This is a genomic window from Pseudomonas sp. B21-031 (assembly GCF_024748985.1).
In the GTDB taxonomy this organism is placed as follows: Bacteria; Pseudomonadota; Gammaproteobacteria; order Pseudomonadales; family Pseudomonadaceae; genus Aquipseudomonas; species Aquipseudomonas kermanshahensis.
In genome coordinates this window covers 5,164,933-5,180,806 of record NZ_CP087181.1, presented here as the reverse complement: position 1 = coordinate 5,180,806, position 15,874 = coordinate 5,164,933, and the positions used below count along the sequence as shown (strand labels likewise).

The window sequence follows — 15,874 nt, the reverse complement described above, 5'->3', positions numbered from 1 at the left end:
CTTGCACGCAGGTTTACCTCGCAGGTTGCAAAATGCACGACTCATGCAGTTGGATTAAAATGCTAAGTCATTGATTTATAAGCGTTTAAGCGAAGCGGAAAAGCTGGCACAGCACATGCAACTACCTTCATACCTGCAGCCAGGAACAACGGCGCAGACCTTTCGAAAAACAGGAGTGACTCACATGAAGAAGTTCGCCATTGCTGCCGCTACTGCTACCGCTCTGACCCTGACCATGGCTAATGCGGCATTTGCCCAACAGTCCACCCAGGCCCCTATGACGCTGGCGGCCGGTGAGGTGACCAAAGCCAAGGAAGCTACTTCCGATACTTGGATCACCACCAAGGTGAAGGCTGACCTGATGACCGAGAAAGGTGTACCTGGCAGCGACATCAAGGTTGAAACCAACAAAGGTGTCGTTTCGCTGTCCTCTGATGTGGCAGTGACTGACGCGCAGAAAGAGATGGCAGTTGCCATCGCCAAGAAGATCAAAGGTGTTCAGGCCGTTTCGGCTGATGGCCTGAAGTCCGAATAAGGGACGTCCCGTCGGCCAAAAGGATTTGGCCACCAACACAAAAAGCCCCGGCAACCTGCCGGGGCTTTTCTTTGGCTGCTTCAAAAGCCCGGGTTGCGGGCGATTACATCGCTTTCGAAGCAGTCCTGCTCGGCGATCAGCGGCTCAACCAGTGGGCGGCTGTCGCGAAAGTGTGCCGTCTGGGTGTGTGCTTCATAGGCGGCGTCGTCCTGGTAGATCTCGTAGAGGTAAATGACCTCGGGGTCTAGGCGGTCCTGGGAGACGTCGAACACCAGGCACCCTGGCTCGTTGGCCACTGATGCAGCGGCATTGACCTTGATGGCCGTCAGAAAAGCCTCGGCGCAACCGGGCTTCACGCGTGTCTTGATAAACAGGCTATACACATGGCACTCCTTTTGTTTTACATTCCGTTTTGAATTGTATACAAAAATGGAGTCGCGCCAATGTCTGAATTGCCTGAACGCCCTGGTCGCTTGAACGGCTTGCGCCACATTGCCTTGTTGGTACCCAACCTTGAGGAGTGCGAGCGCTTTTACGTCGACGTGCTGGGCATGGAGGTGCTCAACCGCGCCAATGAAGACCTGGTCTACCTGACCTGCGGTAACGACAACCTGTCATTGGGGCGCGGCGCAGGGGCTGCCAATGGCTTGCAGACGCTCGATCACTACGGCTTCATCGTTGACAGCGTGGAGGAGCTGGAGGCTTGGTACCAGTACTTCAAGGCGCACGGGGTGACCCTGCTGGACCGCCCGTTCAACCACGGTGACGGGGCGCGCAGCTTCCATTTGCTGGACCCGGCGGGGAACAAGGTGCAACCGCTGTATCACCCGGCAGTGTCGGGTCAGCGGCTGGTTTGAATGCATGGCCTTGCGGTGACTGTACTGGCCTCTTCGCGGGTGAACCCGCTCCCATCCGAACTGTGTAGCCTCCAAATATAGCGCTGCACCTGTGGGAGCGGGTTTACCCGCGAAGGGGCGAGCACTGGCTCATTCGGCATCCAGGTGCATCGGTGTAATTACCCGGCCATCACTCTCGGCCTTGCCCAGGGTCGTGTCGATGAAGTACACCCGGTCATCTTCCAGCTTGCCTTTGTCCACCAGGTAGTCCTTGATGCTGCTGGCCCGCTCCTGGCCCAGCGTGCGTAGCAACGCGGCACTTTCGGCCCAGGACTTGATCACCGCCTCGCGCAGCTTGGCAGTACGCTCGTCGCGGCCAAGCTGTTCCCACTCGGCCGGTGGTTGCTGCTTCAGGCGGGTGCGGTAGATGCCTTCGAGCATCGCCGGCTTGTCGCTGTCGTCGACCACCAGCATCGAAGCATTGGCAGGCACTTTGTCGCCACGACGTTGCAGGATCTTGTACCAGGTGGCCTGGTATTCGCGGTCCAGGCGCTGCTGGGCGATCAGGGGGCCGTCGCTGCTCTGTGCACTGGTGCCTTCGATTTCCAGACGCAGTTCCGGGCGCTCTTTGAGCGCCGAGGCCAGTTTGTCCAGGGAGGACTGGGCATCGCCCGTCAGCTCACTCGAGCCCGGGGCAAACGCGACAGTGCCAAGGTCTTCGGAACCTCCGCCAGCAATCAACCCGCCGATAAACTTGAAGGGTGCCTGGGCCGCGCGCAGCACCAGGTTGCGCAGGGTTTGCCAGACGATCGGCATGACGCTGAACTGCGGGTTGTTGAGGTCACCGGTCACCGGCAACTCGATGGAAATCTTGCCCTCGGTGTCCTTGAGCAGCGCGACCGCCAGGCGGATCGGCAGGTCCACGGCATCTGGGCTGTCGACCTTCTCGCCCAACTGCAGTTGCTCGACCACCACTTTGTTCTCGGCCTTGAGCTGGCCGTTGGTGATCAAGTAATGCAGGTCGAGGTTGAGCCGCCCCTTGCGAATACGGAAGCCCGCGAACTTGCCGGAGTAGGGCGTCAGGGTGGTCAGCTCGACCCGCTTGAAGCTGGTGGCGATATCCAGGCTGGCCAGCGGGTTGAATGGGTTGAGCGCGCCTTTGATGGTGACCGGCGCATAGCGGTCGACCTTGCCCTTGATGTCCACCTTGGCCGGGTTCGGCTTGCGGTTGTCGATGGTGCCGATCTGGCCGTTGAGCTGTTGCACGGCGGTGGCGAAGTTGGGCGTAAGGGACAGGTCGGCGAAGTTGGCCGAGCCATCATTGATGTCGATCTGGCCAATATGGATGCCCAACGGCTTGTCGCTGCTGGCCGGTTTCGCGGCTTTGGCAGCCGGCGCATCGGCGGGCTGCGGGATTAGCAGGTCGTTGACGTTGGTGGTGCGGTCTTCGTTGATGATGAAGCGGGCATAGGGCTGCAGCAAGGTCACCTTGTCGATCGACAGGGCATCACCGTGCACATAGGACAGGCCATCGACGTTCACCTGCTGCCATTTCACGAAGTCGCGGCTCTTGATCGTGTCGAGGGTATGCAACTGGTTGACCTGGGCCTTGCCGGTGACGTTGAAGGCCAGTGGTTCGGTGCTTTTCAGGTCGACCTTGAGGTCGCTGGCAAGCATGCCGCTGCGAAGCTCCAGCAGAATGAACGGGCTGATGTAGGCCTGGGCCACACGCAGGTCGATGTCACGTGTGCTGACATCCAGCTTGGCCCAGACAGGCGCCAGATTCACTTGGCCGGCAGCCTGCAATTTGCCTTGTTTGCCCACACCGGTGTCGAGTTTGAGCGTGAAAGGCGACTGGTTGAGGCTGTCGAAGCCTTGTAGATCGACATTGAGCGGGCCGACATCCAGTGCCACCGGTTCTTTCTGGCTACGGTCTGCCAGGTGCACGTTGTAGTTGCGCAGCTGGACGTCCTTGAGCAGCACTTGCCACGGCTTGCTCGGCGCTTGGGCGGCTTTTTCTGCTGGCGTAGGTTCGGCGGCGGCGGGCTCGGCTTTTTCTTTCGGCGTGGCCTTGGCCGGTTGGCTGGCGAACAGCTTCTGCCAGTCGAGCTGGCCGTCTTTTTCCAACGCGGCCCAGGTTTCGAGCTTGTCGCTGCGAACCTTGCCGACGATGACTTTTTGCTTGGCCAGGTCGATAGTGGTGTCGCTGACCTCCAGGTTGGCCAGGCGAACCAGTTTGCGACCATCCGGTGCCTTGATGGCGAATGGCGCCACTTTTACCGAGGTGTTGTCCAGCAGCAGCTCGGTCTCTTTGGACAGGTTGAAGGTGTAGTGGGTATCGAGGCTGATGACGCCTTCTTCCAGCACCAGGGGTACGGCGTCACGCACATACGGCCAGAACGCCTTCATCTTGCCGTCGGTGACCTTCAGGGTGCCTTCGGAAGCAATGGGCGACAGGCTGAGGGTGCCACTCCAGTCGATCTGCCCGCCGTAGGGGCCCTTCGCTACCAGGGTCATGTCGGCATTGTCGTCCGGGAGCGTGCTGAGGTTTTTCAGCTCCAGGTTCATGTTGTCATACAGGAACTCGATCGGCTCGCTCGGGCGCTCGTCCTGGAAGTGCAGGTAACCTTCCTTGAGCTTGATGCTGCCGATGCGCAGCGGGAATGGGTCGCTGGGCGGCTGCTCATGCTTGGCTTCGCTGGGGGGCAGCTTGAACAACTGGGTCAGGTTGAGCTGCCCGCCCTTGGCGAACAGCACTTCGCTGCGCGGTTTGTCGAGCTCTACCGCCGTCAGGTGCAAGGCGCCATTCCACACGCTGTCGAGCGCAAGGTTGGCATAGAGCCGCTCGAAGCCGACCTGTTCCTTGCCAGGTTCGCCAATTTGCAGGCCCCACAGCGTCAGTTCGAGGCTGAAGGGGTTGAGCTCGATGCGCTGCAGGTGAGCAGGCACGGTGGCATATTGCGCCAATTGCTGATTGGCAATGCGCAGTGCGACACCGGGAAGAATGAGGAAGCCGAGCAGGCTGTAGAGGGCTACGAGAGCCACCATGGCGCCGAGGGCGCGAATCAATCCTTTGTACATGTGTCGCTTCGTCTGTCTAAGCAGGAGTGCTTGGAGTATGGCAGGTTAAATCAGTTCCGCTGAGGCGACCGATTCGCCTCATTCAATGCCCATGCGCCGTTTCGCCCGGTGCGCCGAGCCATCGCGCATGGCCCAGCGCAAAACCGGCGCAGTGCGTTGCAGGCCGAGGCGGATCAGGCGCCGCTGCAATGGCCCGTGCTGCAGCCCGAGCATGGCCTGGGCCCAGTCGGGCAACAGGTCGATGCCGGCGTTCAGCATGAGCTTGCCGACAGGTTGTGCCAGGCGGCTGGGCGCCGGGGCGGCAAGCAGAATGTCGACCACCTCATGGCTGCGGGCATCGCACTGCAACTGCGGGCGCATGTGCCTGAGGTAGTCCTCGACCTGCTGACAGGAGCGCGGCACATCGCGCGCCCCCAGGCGTTCGGCGATCAGGGCAATCTCGTTGTAGTAGGCATCCTGCTCGGCACGGGGCAGGTGCGGGTTGCGGTAACGCAGGTGGGCCGCGAGAAAGCTGCTGACTTCGGCCACATGCACCCAGGTCAGCAAGCCAGGATCACTGGCGGCATACGGGCGGCCATCGGCGGCGGTGCCGGTGACTTGCAGGTGGATGGTGCGGACTTTTTCGATCAGCCATTCGGCATCGCGGGTCGAGCCAAAGGTGGTGCCGGAGATGAACTGGCTGGTGCGACGCAAGCGGCCGAGCAGGTCTTGGCGAAAGTTCGAATGGTCCCACACGCCGGCCAACGCCAGCGGGTGCAGCAGTTGCAGCATGAGGGCACTGATACCGCCGACCAGCATGCTCGGGAAGTCGCCGTGCACCTGCCAGCTGATGCTCTGCGGGCCAAACAGCCCAGGGTCGCCCTTGGGCGACTCCAGGTCGAGCTGGCCGAGGGCCAGCCCGGTAAGGCTCATGACCTGGGTTTCGATGCGGCGGCGAAGGGCTTCCATGGCGACCTGTCGTTCAGGGCGGCCATGAAAGGGGCCGCCAGCTAGTGGTTGAGGCGTTTGTCGATCAAGCCCTGAACCACACTTGGGTCGGCCAGGGTTGAGGTATCGCCCAGGTTTTCCAGCTCGTTGCAGGCGATTTTGCGCAGTATACGCCGCATGATCTTGCCCGAGCGGGTTTTGGGCAGCGCCGGTGCCCACTGGATCAGTTCCGGTTTGGCGAAGCTGCCGATTTCCTTGCTGACCAAGGCCAGCAGTTCGGCCTTGAGCGCGTCGCTTGGGTCGACGCCGTTCATGGGAGTGACAAAGGCATACACGCCCTGGCCCTTGAGGTCATGGGGGTAGCCGACCACTGCGGCCTCGGCGACGCTGTCGTGCAACACCAGCGCGCTTTCCACTTCGGCGGTGCCGATGCGGTGGCCGGAGACGTTGATCACGTCGTCGATGCGCCCGGTGATCCAGTAGTCGCCGTCGGCATCGCGGCGTGCGCCGTCGCCGGTGAAGTAGTAGCCGGGCATGGGTTTGAAGTAGGTTTCGACCATGCGCTGGTGGTCACCATAAACGCTGCGAATCTGCCCGGGCCAGCTGGCTTTGATGGCCAGCACGCCAGCCCCAGGGCCTTCAATGGGGGTGCCTTTTTCGTCCAGCAACACCGGCTGTACGCCGAACATGGGTTGGGTCGCGCAGCCTGGTTTGAGCCGTTGCGTGCTGGGCAGGGGCGTGAGCATGATGCCGCCGGTTTCGGTCTGCCACCAGGTATCGACGATCGGGCAACGCTTCTGGCCGACTTCCTCGAAGTACCATTCCCACGCTTCCGGGTTGATCGGTTCGCCGACGCTGCCGAGCAGGCGCAGGCTTTTGCGCGAGGTGCTCTGGAGCGGCCCGGAGCCTTCGCGCATCAGGGCGCGCAAGGCCGTTGGCGCGGTGTAGAAGATGTTGACCTGATGCTTGTCGACCACCTGCCAGAAGCGCGAGGTGTCGGGGTAATTGGGTACCCCTTCAAACATCAGCGAAATCGCGCCATTGGCCAGCGGGCCATAGACGATGTAGCTGTGGCCGGTGACCCAGCCTACATCGGCGGTGCACCAGAACACTTCGCCCTCGCGGTAATCGAACACCACCTTGAAGGTCATGGTGGCCTGCAGCAGGTAGCCGGCAGTGGTGTGCAGGACGCCCTTGGGTTTGCCGGTGCTGCCGGAGGTGTAGAGGATGAACAGTGGGTCTTCGGCCGCCATCGGTTCAGGTGGGCAGTCGTCGCCAGCGTGTTCCGTCACCTGGTGATACCAGAGGTCGCGGCCCTCGCTCCAGGCCACATCACCCCCCGTCCGCCGGACGACGAATACGCTGCTGACATTCGGGCAATTGGCCAGGGCCTTGTCGACGTTCACCTTCAGTGGAATACGCTTGCCACCGCGGATGCCTTCATCGGCGGTGATCACGGTACGGCAGTCGGCATCGAGGATGCGGTCACGCAGGGCATCGGGCGAGAAGCCGCCGAACACCACCGAGTGCACGGCGCCCAGCCGGGTGCAGGCGAGCATGGCGAAGGCGGCCTCGGGAATCATCGGCATGTAGATACACACCCGGTCGCCTTTTTTCACGCCGCGTGCCTTCAGGGCGTTGGCCAAGCGGCAGACCTGGCGGTGCAGTTCGCGGTAGGTGATGGCTTTGGCGTCTTGCGGGTCGTCGCCCTCCCAGAGCAGGGCGGTCTGTTCACCGCGCGTGGCCAGATGGCGATCGATGCAGTTGTAGCTCACGTTCAACTGGCCACCGTCGAACCAGCGTGCCTGGCCGGTTTTCAGGTCGCACTGTTGTACGCTCGACCAGGGTTTGATCCAGTCCAGGCGTTTGGCCTGTTCGGCCCAGAAGGTGTCGGGGTCTTCCACCGATTGGCGGTAGAGGCGGCGGTAATCGTCGTCAGTGAGGGCGGCGGACTGGCTGACGGCCAGGGCCTGGGGGTAGTCGCGGATATCGAACATGGCGGGTGGTCCTTGCGCTTGTCGGGGGCGATGGACTGCAACGGCTATTCGATGGACAAGTGTAGTCAGGCGGGGTTCGTCTGGATGAGAAAGACAAAGGGCTCACCATGACGGTGAGCCCTTTGTGGGGGTCAGTTGGCGGACGGGCGACCGACCTTCCAATAAATGTAACCGAGCCCGATTGGCGCGATGAAGATGGCCAAGAACCAGCACATGAACATGGTGATGACCTTGACCAGCAGCATAAGCAGCGCGGGCACGACGAACAGGTTGTTGCCCATGATGAAGCCGACGATGCTTTCGTAAACGAAGCGCGCGAAGGGATACAGCAGCGTGCTGATCACCGCCATGCTGATTTCGCCAACGGGCAGATCGGGCGAGGCGTTGACTTTGCCGCTGATGAAAATCGCGCCGATGATGGCGCCGAACACCAGTTGACGGAAGTAATAGCCTGATTTCATGCTGCCAAAGATCGTGGCCTTCAGCCTGTCCATAAGATCCCTCTCATACTCGGATTTGTTGAAGTGGCGCACCTTAGCAAGATGTAACCGTATGTGCCAGGCCGTGAATGAGAAGGCGTGATGGGTTTCTGTGGGGTAAGGGCCGCTGAGCGGCCCCTGTGTCATCAACCGCGGTGACGGCCGCGGAAGTAGTTGATCAGGCCCTGGGTAGAGCCATCTTCGGCGCTGTCTTCCTGGCTGCCGACAAGGCGCTGGTAGACACCTTTGCCCAGCTCTTTGCCCAGCTCCACACCCCATTGGTCGAAGGCGTTGATGCCCCAGATCACGCTCTGCACGAAGACCTTGTGCTCATACATCGCCACCAGCGCTCCCAAGCGGCGTGGGCTGATGCGTTCGACCACCAGGGTGTTGCTCGGGCGGTTGCCCGGGATCACCTTGTGCGGGGCCAGCTTCTCGATGTCGGCTTCGTTCAGGCCTTTGGCGCGCAACTCGGTCTCGGCTTCATCGCGGGTTTTGCCGAGCATCAGCGCCTGGCTCTGCGACAGGCAGTTGGCGTACAGCCACTGATGGTGGTCGGCCACCGGGTTGAAGCTCACCACCGGCACGATGAAGTCAGCAGGAATAAGGTGGGTACCCTGGTGCAGCAACTGGTGGTAGGCGTGCTGGCCGTTACAGCCCACGCCACCCCAGATCACCGGGCCAGTTTCGGTATGCACCGGCGTGCCGTCCTGCAGCACGCTCTTGCCGTTCGACTCCATGTCCAGCTGTTGCAAGTGCTTGGTGATGTTGCGCAGGTAGTGGTCGTACGGCAGGATCGCGTGGCTGCGGGCGCCCCAGAAGTTGCCATACCAGACGCCCAGCAGGGCCAGCAGCACCGGCATGTTCTTGTCGAACGGCGCGGTCTGGAAGTGCTGGTCCATGGTGTAGGCGCCAGACAACAGCTCCTTGAAGTTGGCGGTGCCGATGGCCAGGGCGATCGGCAGGCCGATGGCTGACCACAGCGAATAACGCCCACCCACCCAGTCCCACATCGGGAAGATGTTCTCTTCACGGATACCGAAGGCGACCGCGGCGGCCTTGTTGCTTGAAACGGCGATGAAGTGGCGATACAGCTCTGCTTCCGAGCCGCCTTGGGCCAGGTACCAGGTGCGCGCAGCCATGGCATTCTTCAGTGTTTCGAGGGTGTTGAACGACTTCGACGAAACAATGAACAGGGTGGTTTCGGCGCGCAGGTTGGCCGACAGTTCGTGGAACTCACTGCCGTCGATGTTCGCCAGGTAATGGCAGCGTACGCCGCGTTGTGCGTAGGGCAGCAGTGCTTCGGAGACCAGTTCCGGGCCGAGGAACGAGCCGCCGATGCCGATGTTGACCACGTCGGTGATCGGCTTTTCGCTGTAACCGCGCCACAGGCCATCGTGGATGCGCCCGACCAGCTCGGTGATCTGGTTGAGCACCTTGTGCACGTCCGGCATCACGTTGACGCCGTTGACGCTGAGCTTGTCGCCCACCGGGCGGCGCAGGGCGGTGTGCAGCACCGGACGGCCTTCGGAAGCGTTGATGATCTCGCCGCTGAACATCGACTTGATCGCATCCTGCAGGCCGACTTCATTGGCCAGGTTCACCAGCAGGTCACGGCTTTGCTCGGTGATCAGGTTTTTCGAGTAGTCGAGGAACAGGCCGCAGCTGCTCAGGGAGAACTGATCAAAACGCTTGGCATCGGCGGCGAAGGCTTCACGCATGCTGAAGTCTTGCATGGCGTCGCGGTGTTGCTGGAGCGCCTGCCAGGCGGGCAGGGCCGTCACATCATGGGGAGTACGGTAATACGCCATTGCTCAGGGTTCCTTGGTGCGTTGTGAGGCCTTGGACATTGGCCACGGCTGTCAGTTGCAGGCAGTCATTATAGGCATTGGCGGCGCGGGGGGAATGGGGGCGTGAGCGGTTATGAAGGGGCCGCGAGGCAGCCCCCGAAGGTTTACGCGGTCTTGTCTTCCACGTGCAGGTACAGGTTGTCGATCAAGCGGGTGTTACCCAGGTAAGCGGCGGCAATCACCACCAGGTCGCGATCATCGATCATGGCCGGGCGCAGGCTCACGGCATGGCGCACTTCCAGGTAGTCCGGGCGGAACCCGGCGGCGGTCAGTTGCGCCTGGCCGTCGGCCACCAGCGCGGCAAAATCACGCTGGCCACGGCCAATGGCCGCCCCGATGTGCTGCAGGGTGCGGTACAGCGCAGGTGCGGTAACACGCTGCTCGGGGGTGAGGTAACCATTGCGTGACGACAGCGCCAGGCCATCGTCGGCGCGCACGGTCGGCTCACCGATGATCTGGATAGGCATGTTCAGGTCGCGCACCATGGCGCGGATCACCGCCAGCTGCTGGAAGTCTTTTTCGCCGAACACGGCCAGGTCTGGCTGGACCATGTTGAACAGCTTGCTGACCACTGTCGCCACACCCTCGAAATGCCCTGGCCGGCTGGCGCCGCACAGGCCTTCGGAAAGGTGGGGGACGCTGACCCGGGTTTGCACGCTCATGCCGTCGGGGTACATCTCTTCGACGGTTGGCGCGAACAGCAGGTTGCAGCCGGCCTGGAGCAAGCGTTCCTGGTCGGCTGCCAGGGTGCGTGGGTAGGTGGCGAGGTCTTCGTTGGCGCCGAACTGCAGCGGGTTGACGAAGATACTGGCAACGACAAAGTCGGCCCGCTGGGCGGCCTTGGTCACCAGCGCGGCATGGCCGCTGTGCAGGTTGCCCATGGTCGGCACGAACGCGATGCGCTTGCCTTCGCCACGCGCGCGGCCAACGGCGGCGCGCAGTTCGCGGACAGTCTTGACTGTGTTCATGCGCTGAACCCGTGTTCGCTGGCAGGGAAGCTTATGTCCTTGACCGCCGTCACGTAGGCGGCGAGGGCGCTTTCGATGTCCGGCTGGCCGACCATGAAGTTTTTCACGAACTTCGGCACCCGGCCGCTCAGCGACAGGCCGAGCATGTCGTGCAGGACCAGCACCTGGCCGTCGGTGGCGCTACCGGCGCCAATGCCGATGACCGGAATGCTCACGGCCTGGGTGATTTCCGCCGCCAGTTCGCTCGGTACGCACTCCAGCAGCAGCATGGCCGCGCCGGCCTGTTCCAGGGCAATGGCGTCGGCACGCATCTGCCGCGCCTGGGCTTCCTGACGGCCCTGCACCTTGTAACCGCCCAGCACATTGACGGTTTGTGGGGTCAGGCCCATGTGCGCGCACACCGGCACGCCACGTTCAGCCAGCAGGCGAATGGTCTCCGCCAGCCAGGCAGCGCCTTCGAGCTTGATCATGTGTGCGCCGGCCTGCATCAGCGTGGCGCAGTTGGCAAAGGCCTGTTCGGGGGTGGCATGGGCCATGAACGGCAGGTCGGCAAGAATCAGCGCGCCATCGTTACCACGTTTGACGCAGGCAGTGTGGTAGGCCATTTCCTGGGTGGTGACAGGCAGCGTGCTGTCATGGCCCTGCAGGACCATCCCCAGCGAGTCGCCCACCAGCAACACTTCGACACCGGCCTGGCTGGCAACCTTGGCGAAGGTCGCGTCGTAGCAGGTCAGCATGGTGATTTTTTCACCCTTGGCCTTCAGGCCATGCAGGGTGGTCAGGGTTACTTCAGGCATGTAGGAAAATCCTCGTTCAGGCGCTGTTAAAACGACTGCATACAACGCGTGTAGTCATCTTCCGGAGCGGCACATCATCGCGCGTGATGTTCGGGCACAGGTCCGTCCGGGCCTAAATACGGGTATGCGGCACTTGGGTGCCACACGGGACGCCTATAGTCGTGAGCGAGGTGGGGGAAGTCAATCACCCTGTTACCGCATTGTTACGATCAGGGTGTTACTGGCGTTACCGCCGTCTGCAGCGCCCGAACTACAGGCGCTCGAGGCCGACGAACGGGCAGGCGCTGATGAGTTGGGCGAGGTCGCGGCCATCGGGCAGGCAGAAGCCTGCGGGCACCAGTTCGGCCAATGGGTAGAGCACGAAGGCGCGGGCGTGCATATGGTAGTGCGGCACCTGCAGGCGCGGCACGTCGATCAGGTGGTCGCCGAACAGCAGGATATCCAGGTCGAGCGTGCGCGGGCCCCAACGCTCTTTGCGCACACGGCCCTGGTCATTTTCGATGGCCTGCAGGGCATCGAGCAGCGCCAGCGGCTCGAGCGAGGTGTCGAGCGCAGCCACGGCATTGGTGTAGCGCGGCTGGCCAGGCAGCAGCGAGTCACTGGTGAACAGGCTCGAAGTGGCCACCAGGCGGGTGCCGGTGGCCTGGTCGAGCGCCTGGAAAGCGTTCTGCAGTTGTTCTGCAGGCTCGTCCAGGTTGCTGCCCAGGCCGATGTAAGCGCGCGTGGTCACTCGAACGCCTCTTCGCCACCACGCTTACGCTTGCTGGCGCTACGTTTGCGCTTGCGTGGGCCAGCGCCGGTGCCTTCGTCACGGCTGCCCAGCTCGCGAATCATCTCGCGGCGCTCGCTGTCATTGGCATCCTGGTAGTCAGTCCACCATTGGCCGAGGTCGTCGGTTTCTTCACCCGCGCTTTCACGCAGCAGCAGGAAGTCGTAACCGGCACGGAAGCGCGGGTTGTCGAGCAACTGGTCGGCACGTTTGCCGCTGCGGCGTGGCAGGCGTTCCTGCATGTCCCAGATTTCGCGGATCGGCAGGGTGAAACGCTTCGGGATGGCAATGCGTGCGCACTGTTCGGCGATCAGGTCGTGAGCCGCGCCGTTCATGGCCGGGATCGGAGGCACACCTTGGTTTTGCAGGTGCAGCACACGGGCCGGCAGGGCGGGCCAGAGCAGCGCAGCGAAGAGGAAGGCCGGGGTGACCGGTTTGCCCTGCTTCACTCGCAGATCGGTGTTGTTCAGCGCCTGGCTGATCAAGGTGTGGGTGTAGGTGGGGCGCTCGTCCAGGGCATGCGCGCTGGCCGGGAACAACGGCTCGAACAGCTGCAGGTCGACCAGCATTTCGAAGGCCATCGCACCTTGGCCGGAGAGGAACAGCTTGAGGCTTTCCTCGAACAGGCGTGCCGGGGGGATTTCGCGCAGCATCGGGGCCAGTTCGCGGATCGGCTGGACCGTGTGCTTTTCGATGCCGAAGTCGAGCTTGGCAGCGAAACGCACGGCACGCAGCATGCGCACCGGGTCTTCCTGGTAGCGATGGGTCGGGTCACCGATCAGGCGCAGCAGGCGGTTACGCACATCGTGCACGCCGTTGGCGTAATCGAGGATGCGTTCGCTGACCGGATCGTAGTAGAGGGCATTGATGGTGAAGTCGCGGCGTTGCGCGTCTTCTTCCAAGGTGCCGTACACGTTGTCACGCAGGATGCGACCACTGGCATTGTGCGACGAACGGTGGGTATCACCTTGATCGTCTTCCGAGTGGTGGGCGCGGAAGGTGGCGACTTCGATGATCTCACGGCCGAAGTGCACGTGGACCAACTTGAAGCGGCGACCAATGATACGCGCGTTACGGAACTCGGCACGGACCTGTTCAGGGGTGGCGCTGGTGGCGACGTCGAAGTCTTTTGGGGTGATGCCAAGCATCAGGTCGCGGACACAGCCACCGACCAGGTAAGCCTGGTAGCCCGCACTCTGCAGGCGCTCTACGATGTTCACCGCGTGGCGGCTGAACTGGTGGCGTTGCAGCGAGTGTTGGCTCTTGTTGATCACCTCAGGCGTGGTGCGCCTGTGGTGCTGGCCCGGTACGGGAGGGCGGAACGACTGGAACAGCTTCTTCAGCATGGGATGCACTGTTTGAAGGAATGTTCGGCCAAGAATAGGAGAATGGCCGCATGATGGGCGGGGATTCTAGCATTTACTCAAGGAATGGTGTAGGCGGGTAGCAGGATGCCTGCCAGAAGGGAGAAACGACAAGGGGAGCCTAAGCTCCCCAAGAAGTCGTTGCGTGCTCTTATTATTTTTTTGCTGGGCTTCTTGTTTTTGTTGAGTGCCCTGTCCACAAATCGCAAAGCTTGTGGACGACCCCTAATCCAGGGGTAAAGAGCAAACGGATTGCTTTGGCCGCTGATGTCACGTTGATCTGTCGATCCAACCAGTTCAGGCGCTGCTTTTTAGTGCAGTTTTTGTTGTTCTCTGCCTGGTCGTGGGGCAAGCCCCAAACACGCATCCTCTCCAAAAGAATCAGTTAGCTGCGCCTCCGCCGTCTTGTTTTTATTGTGCGTGAGCCGTTTCGTCTTGTTCTTATTCTGAGTTGCAGTGCTTGTTATTGTTTTTGTACTAAGCATATAGCAGGTGCCGTGCCAACTTTTCGAAACCCAATGAAATCAAGGGCTTGGAGGTTTTCGCAGGATTTTTGCAGGCTGAAAATGGCGGGGTTTCGTTACCGTACACCTCGGGAACTGTTACGCCTGAAAGCTTGGGTAACAGATTTTCGCGGGAACTGATGTGTTACCTGGGGTGTGCGTTGCGTTTTTTGCCGGCCCTTTCGCGGGTGAACCCGCTCCCACAGGTACCGCATTGCCCTTGCGGGCAGTGAGATCCTTGTGGGAGCGGGTTCACCCGCGAAGAGGCCGGCAGGCCGAAAAAGAAATATCAAGGCAGGCAAGACCCGCCTGGCCACGCGATCTTTTACTCGCTGGTGGCGTTGCTCTTGCGCCGCGGGATACCCAGGCGCTGGCGGCGTTCCCACAGGCATTTGCGGCTGACGCCAAGCTTGCGGGCAAGCTCGGTCTCGGTCATGTGGTCCTGGTGCTCGAGCACGAAGTGCTGGAAGTAATCCTCCAGCGACAAGTCCTCGGTAGGCTCATGGCTGGCATTGCCCGCACTGGCCACGGCCAGGGCGTTGTCGAGTATGTCGTCGTCTTCCAGGTCGCTCAGCTCGATGTCGATGCCCAGCAGGTCGGCGGAAATTTCTGCGCTCTCGCTCAGAATCACCGCACGCTCCACGGCGTTTTCCAGCTCGCGCACGTTACCCGGCCAGCTGTAATGACGAATCGCTTGCTCGGCATCGGCGGAAAAATGCAGGTCATCCCGGCCAATACGTGCGCTCTGGCGGGCCAGGAAGGCACTGGCGATTTCGTTGACGTCGCTGCCGCGCTCGCGCAGGGCAGGCAACTTCAGGGCGATCACGTGCAGGCGGTAATAAAGGTCTTCACGGAACTGGCCAGCCTTGGCCAGGTTCTTCAGGTCGCGGTGGGTGGCTGCGATCAGGCGCACATCGACCTTCTGCGACTGCACCGAGCCTACCCGGCGGATTTCGCCTTCCTGCAACACGCGCAGCAGGCGCGCCTGGGCTTCGAGGGGCAATTCGCCGATTTCGTCGAGGAACAAGGTGCCGCCGTCTGCCGCTTCGACCAGCCCGGCGCGCCCTGCACTGGCGCCGGTGAAGGCACCTTTTTCGTGGCCAAACAGCTCGGACTCGATCAGGGTCTCGGGGATGGCCGCGCAGTTCACCGAGATCATCGGTGCCTTGGCCCGGCGTGACAGGTTGTGCAGGGCTCGGGCGACCAGCTCTTTACCGGTACCCGATTCGCCCTGGATCAGGACATTGGAATCGGTCGGTGCGACTTTGCGGATCTTGCTGTACATGTCCTGCATGGGCGGGCACGAGCCGATGATGCCGATCTCGCCATTGGCAGACGCGCTATTGCCTTTGTCGGCCGCTGCCGCCTTGCCGTTGCCCCGCGGTTCTGCCGCCGGTGCGGCAGCAGGCGCGTTTTGCCGGTCGCGCAGGATGCGCGCCACGGCCTGGAGCATCTCGTCGTGGTCGAAGGGCTTGGCGATGTAGTCCACCGCGCCCATTTTCATCGAGTCCACCGCCGAGCGCAGGCTGGCGTAGCTGGTCATGATCAGCACCGGTGTGCCCTGGCCGAGTTTGATCAGCTCGGTGCCAGGCGCGCCCGGCAGGCGCAGGTCGCTGACGATCAGGTCGAAGGTGGCAATGCTGAAGCGTTCCTGGGCTTCCTGCACCGAGCCGGCTTCGCTGACCTGGTACTGGTTCCGCTCGAGCAGGCGACGCAGGGCCGAGCGGATGATGGTTTCGTCTTCGACGATCAGAATATGCGGCATTGA

The 15,874-nt window shown here is 61.9% G+C and carries 13 protein-coding genes; 2 read left to right on the top strand and 11 right to left on the bottom strand.

Translation table 11 applies throughout. The features are described 5' to 3' along the window. The first annotated feature begins 184 nt into the window (after window positions 1-184). Window positions 185-535: a BON domain-containing protein gene (locus LOY53_RS23160; protein ID WP_012274238.1), complete on the top strand. Its 351-nt coding sequence runs from the start codon at window positions 185-187 to the stop codon at window positions 533-535. Between the two features lie 80 nt (window positions 536-615). Here LOY53_RS23160 and LOY53_RS23155 read toward each other — a convergent pair whose 3' ends face one another. Beyond that, window positions 616-918, bottom strand: a complete 303-nt coding sequence (locus tag LOY53_RS23155) for a putative quinol monooxygenase (protein ID WP_027595019.1) — start codon at window positions 916-918, stop codon at window positions 616-618. Window positions 919-978: 60 nt separating this feature from the next. Between LOY53_RS23155 and LOY53_RS23150 the strand changes: the two genes are divergently transcribed. Beyond that, window positions 979-1,392, top strand: coding sequence for a VOC family protein (locus tag LOY53_RS23150; RefSeq protein ID WP_027595018.1), 414 nt, complete (start codon window positions 979-981; stop codon window positions 1,390-1,392). 129 nt (window positions 1,393-1,521) lie between these two features. Here LOY53_RS23150 and LOY53_RS23145 read toward each other — a convergent pair whose 3' ends face one another. The 10 genes from LOY53_RS23145 to LOY53_RS23100 form a co-directional block, all read right to left on the bottom strand. Then, complete coding sequence (locus LOY53_RS23145) at window positions 1,522-4,452, bottom strand: DUF748 domain-containing protein (protein WP_252825895.1); 2,931 nt, start codon at window positions 4,450-4,452, stop codon at window positions 1,522-1,524. A 78-nt stretch (window positions 4,453-4,530) separates the two neighbouring features. Continuing rightward, on the bottom strand, window positions 4,531-5,400 hold the full coding sequence (locus LOY53_RS23140; RefSeq protein ID WP_099455344.1) for an oxygenase MpaB family protein: 870 nt from the start codon (window positions 5,398-5,400) through the stop codon (window positions 4,531-4,533). A 41-nt stretch (window positions 5,401-5,441) separates the two neighbouring features. Next, a complete protein-coding gene (gene acs, locus LOY53_RS23135) occupies window positions 5,442-7,376 on the bottom strand; it encodes an acetate--CoA ligase (protein ID WP_252825894.1) in 1,935 nt (644 codons plus the stop codon). A gap of 131 nt (window positions 7,377-7,507) precedes the next feature. Further along, entirely contained in the window at window positions 7,508-7,870 is a 363-nt protein-coding gene (locus LOY53_RS23130; RefSeq protein WP_252825893.1) for a hypothetical protein, read from the bottom strand. Between the two features lie 131 nt (window positions 7,871-8,001). Further along, window positions 8,002-9,666, bottom strand: coding sequence for a glucose-6-phosphate isomerase (gene pgi / locus LOY53_RS23125; protein ID WP_252825892.1), 1,665 nt, complete (start codon window positions 9,664-9,666; stop codon window positions 8,002-8,004). A gap of 143 nt (window positions 9,667-9,809) precedes the next feature. Continuing rightward, complete coding sequence (panC, locus tag LOY53_RS23120; protein WP_027595013.1) at window positions 9,810-10,673, bottom strand: pantoate--beta-alanine ligase; 864 nt, start codon at window positions 10,671-10,673, stop codon at window positions 9,810-9,812. Further along, on the bottom strand, window positions 10,670-11,470 hold the full coding sequence (panB, locus tag LOY53_RS23115; protein ID WP_252825890.1) for a 3-methyl-2-oxobutanoate hydroxymethyltransferase: 801 nt from the start codon (window positions 11,468-11,470) through the stop codon (window positions 10,670-10,672). The genes panC and panB overlap by 4 nt, the downstream gene beginning before the upstream one ends. A 250-nt stretch (window positions 11,471-11,720) precedes the next feature. Then, window positions 11,721-12,200 (bottom strand): 2-amino-4-hydroxy-6-hydroxymethyldihydropteridine diphosphokinase, encoded by a 480-nt coding sequence (gene folK, locus LOY53_RS23110; protein ID WP_027595011.1) that lies wholly within the window; start codon window positions 12,198-12,200, stop codon window positions 11,721-11,723. Beyond that, window positions 12,197-13,585: a polynucleotide adenylyltransferase PcnB gene (locus LOY53_RS23105; RefSeq protein WP_027595010.1), complete on the bottom strand. Its 1,389-nt coding sequence runs from the start codon at window positions 13,583-13,585 to the stop codon at window positions 12,197-12,199. Before LOY53_RS23105 ends, folK begins: the two co-directional genes overlap by 4 nt. Before the next feature lie 846 nt (window positions 13,586-14,431). Then, window positions 14,432-15,871 (bottom strand): sigma-54 dependent transcriptional regulator, encoded by a 1,440-nt coding sequence (locus LOY53_RS23100; protein WP_027595009.1) that lies wholly within the window; start codon window positions 15,869-15,871, stop codon window positions 14,432-14,434. Between the last annotated feature and the right edge of the window lie 3 nt (window positions 15,872-15,874).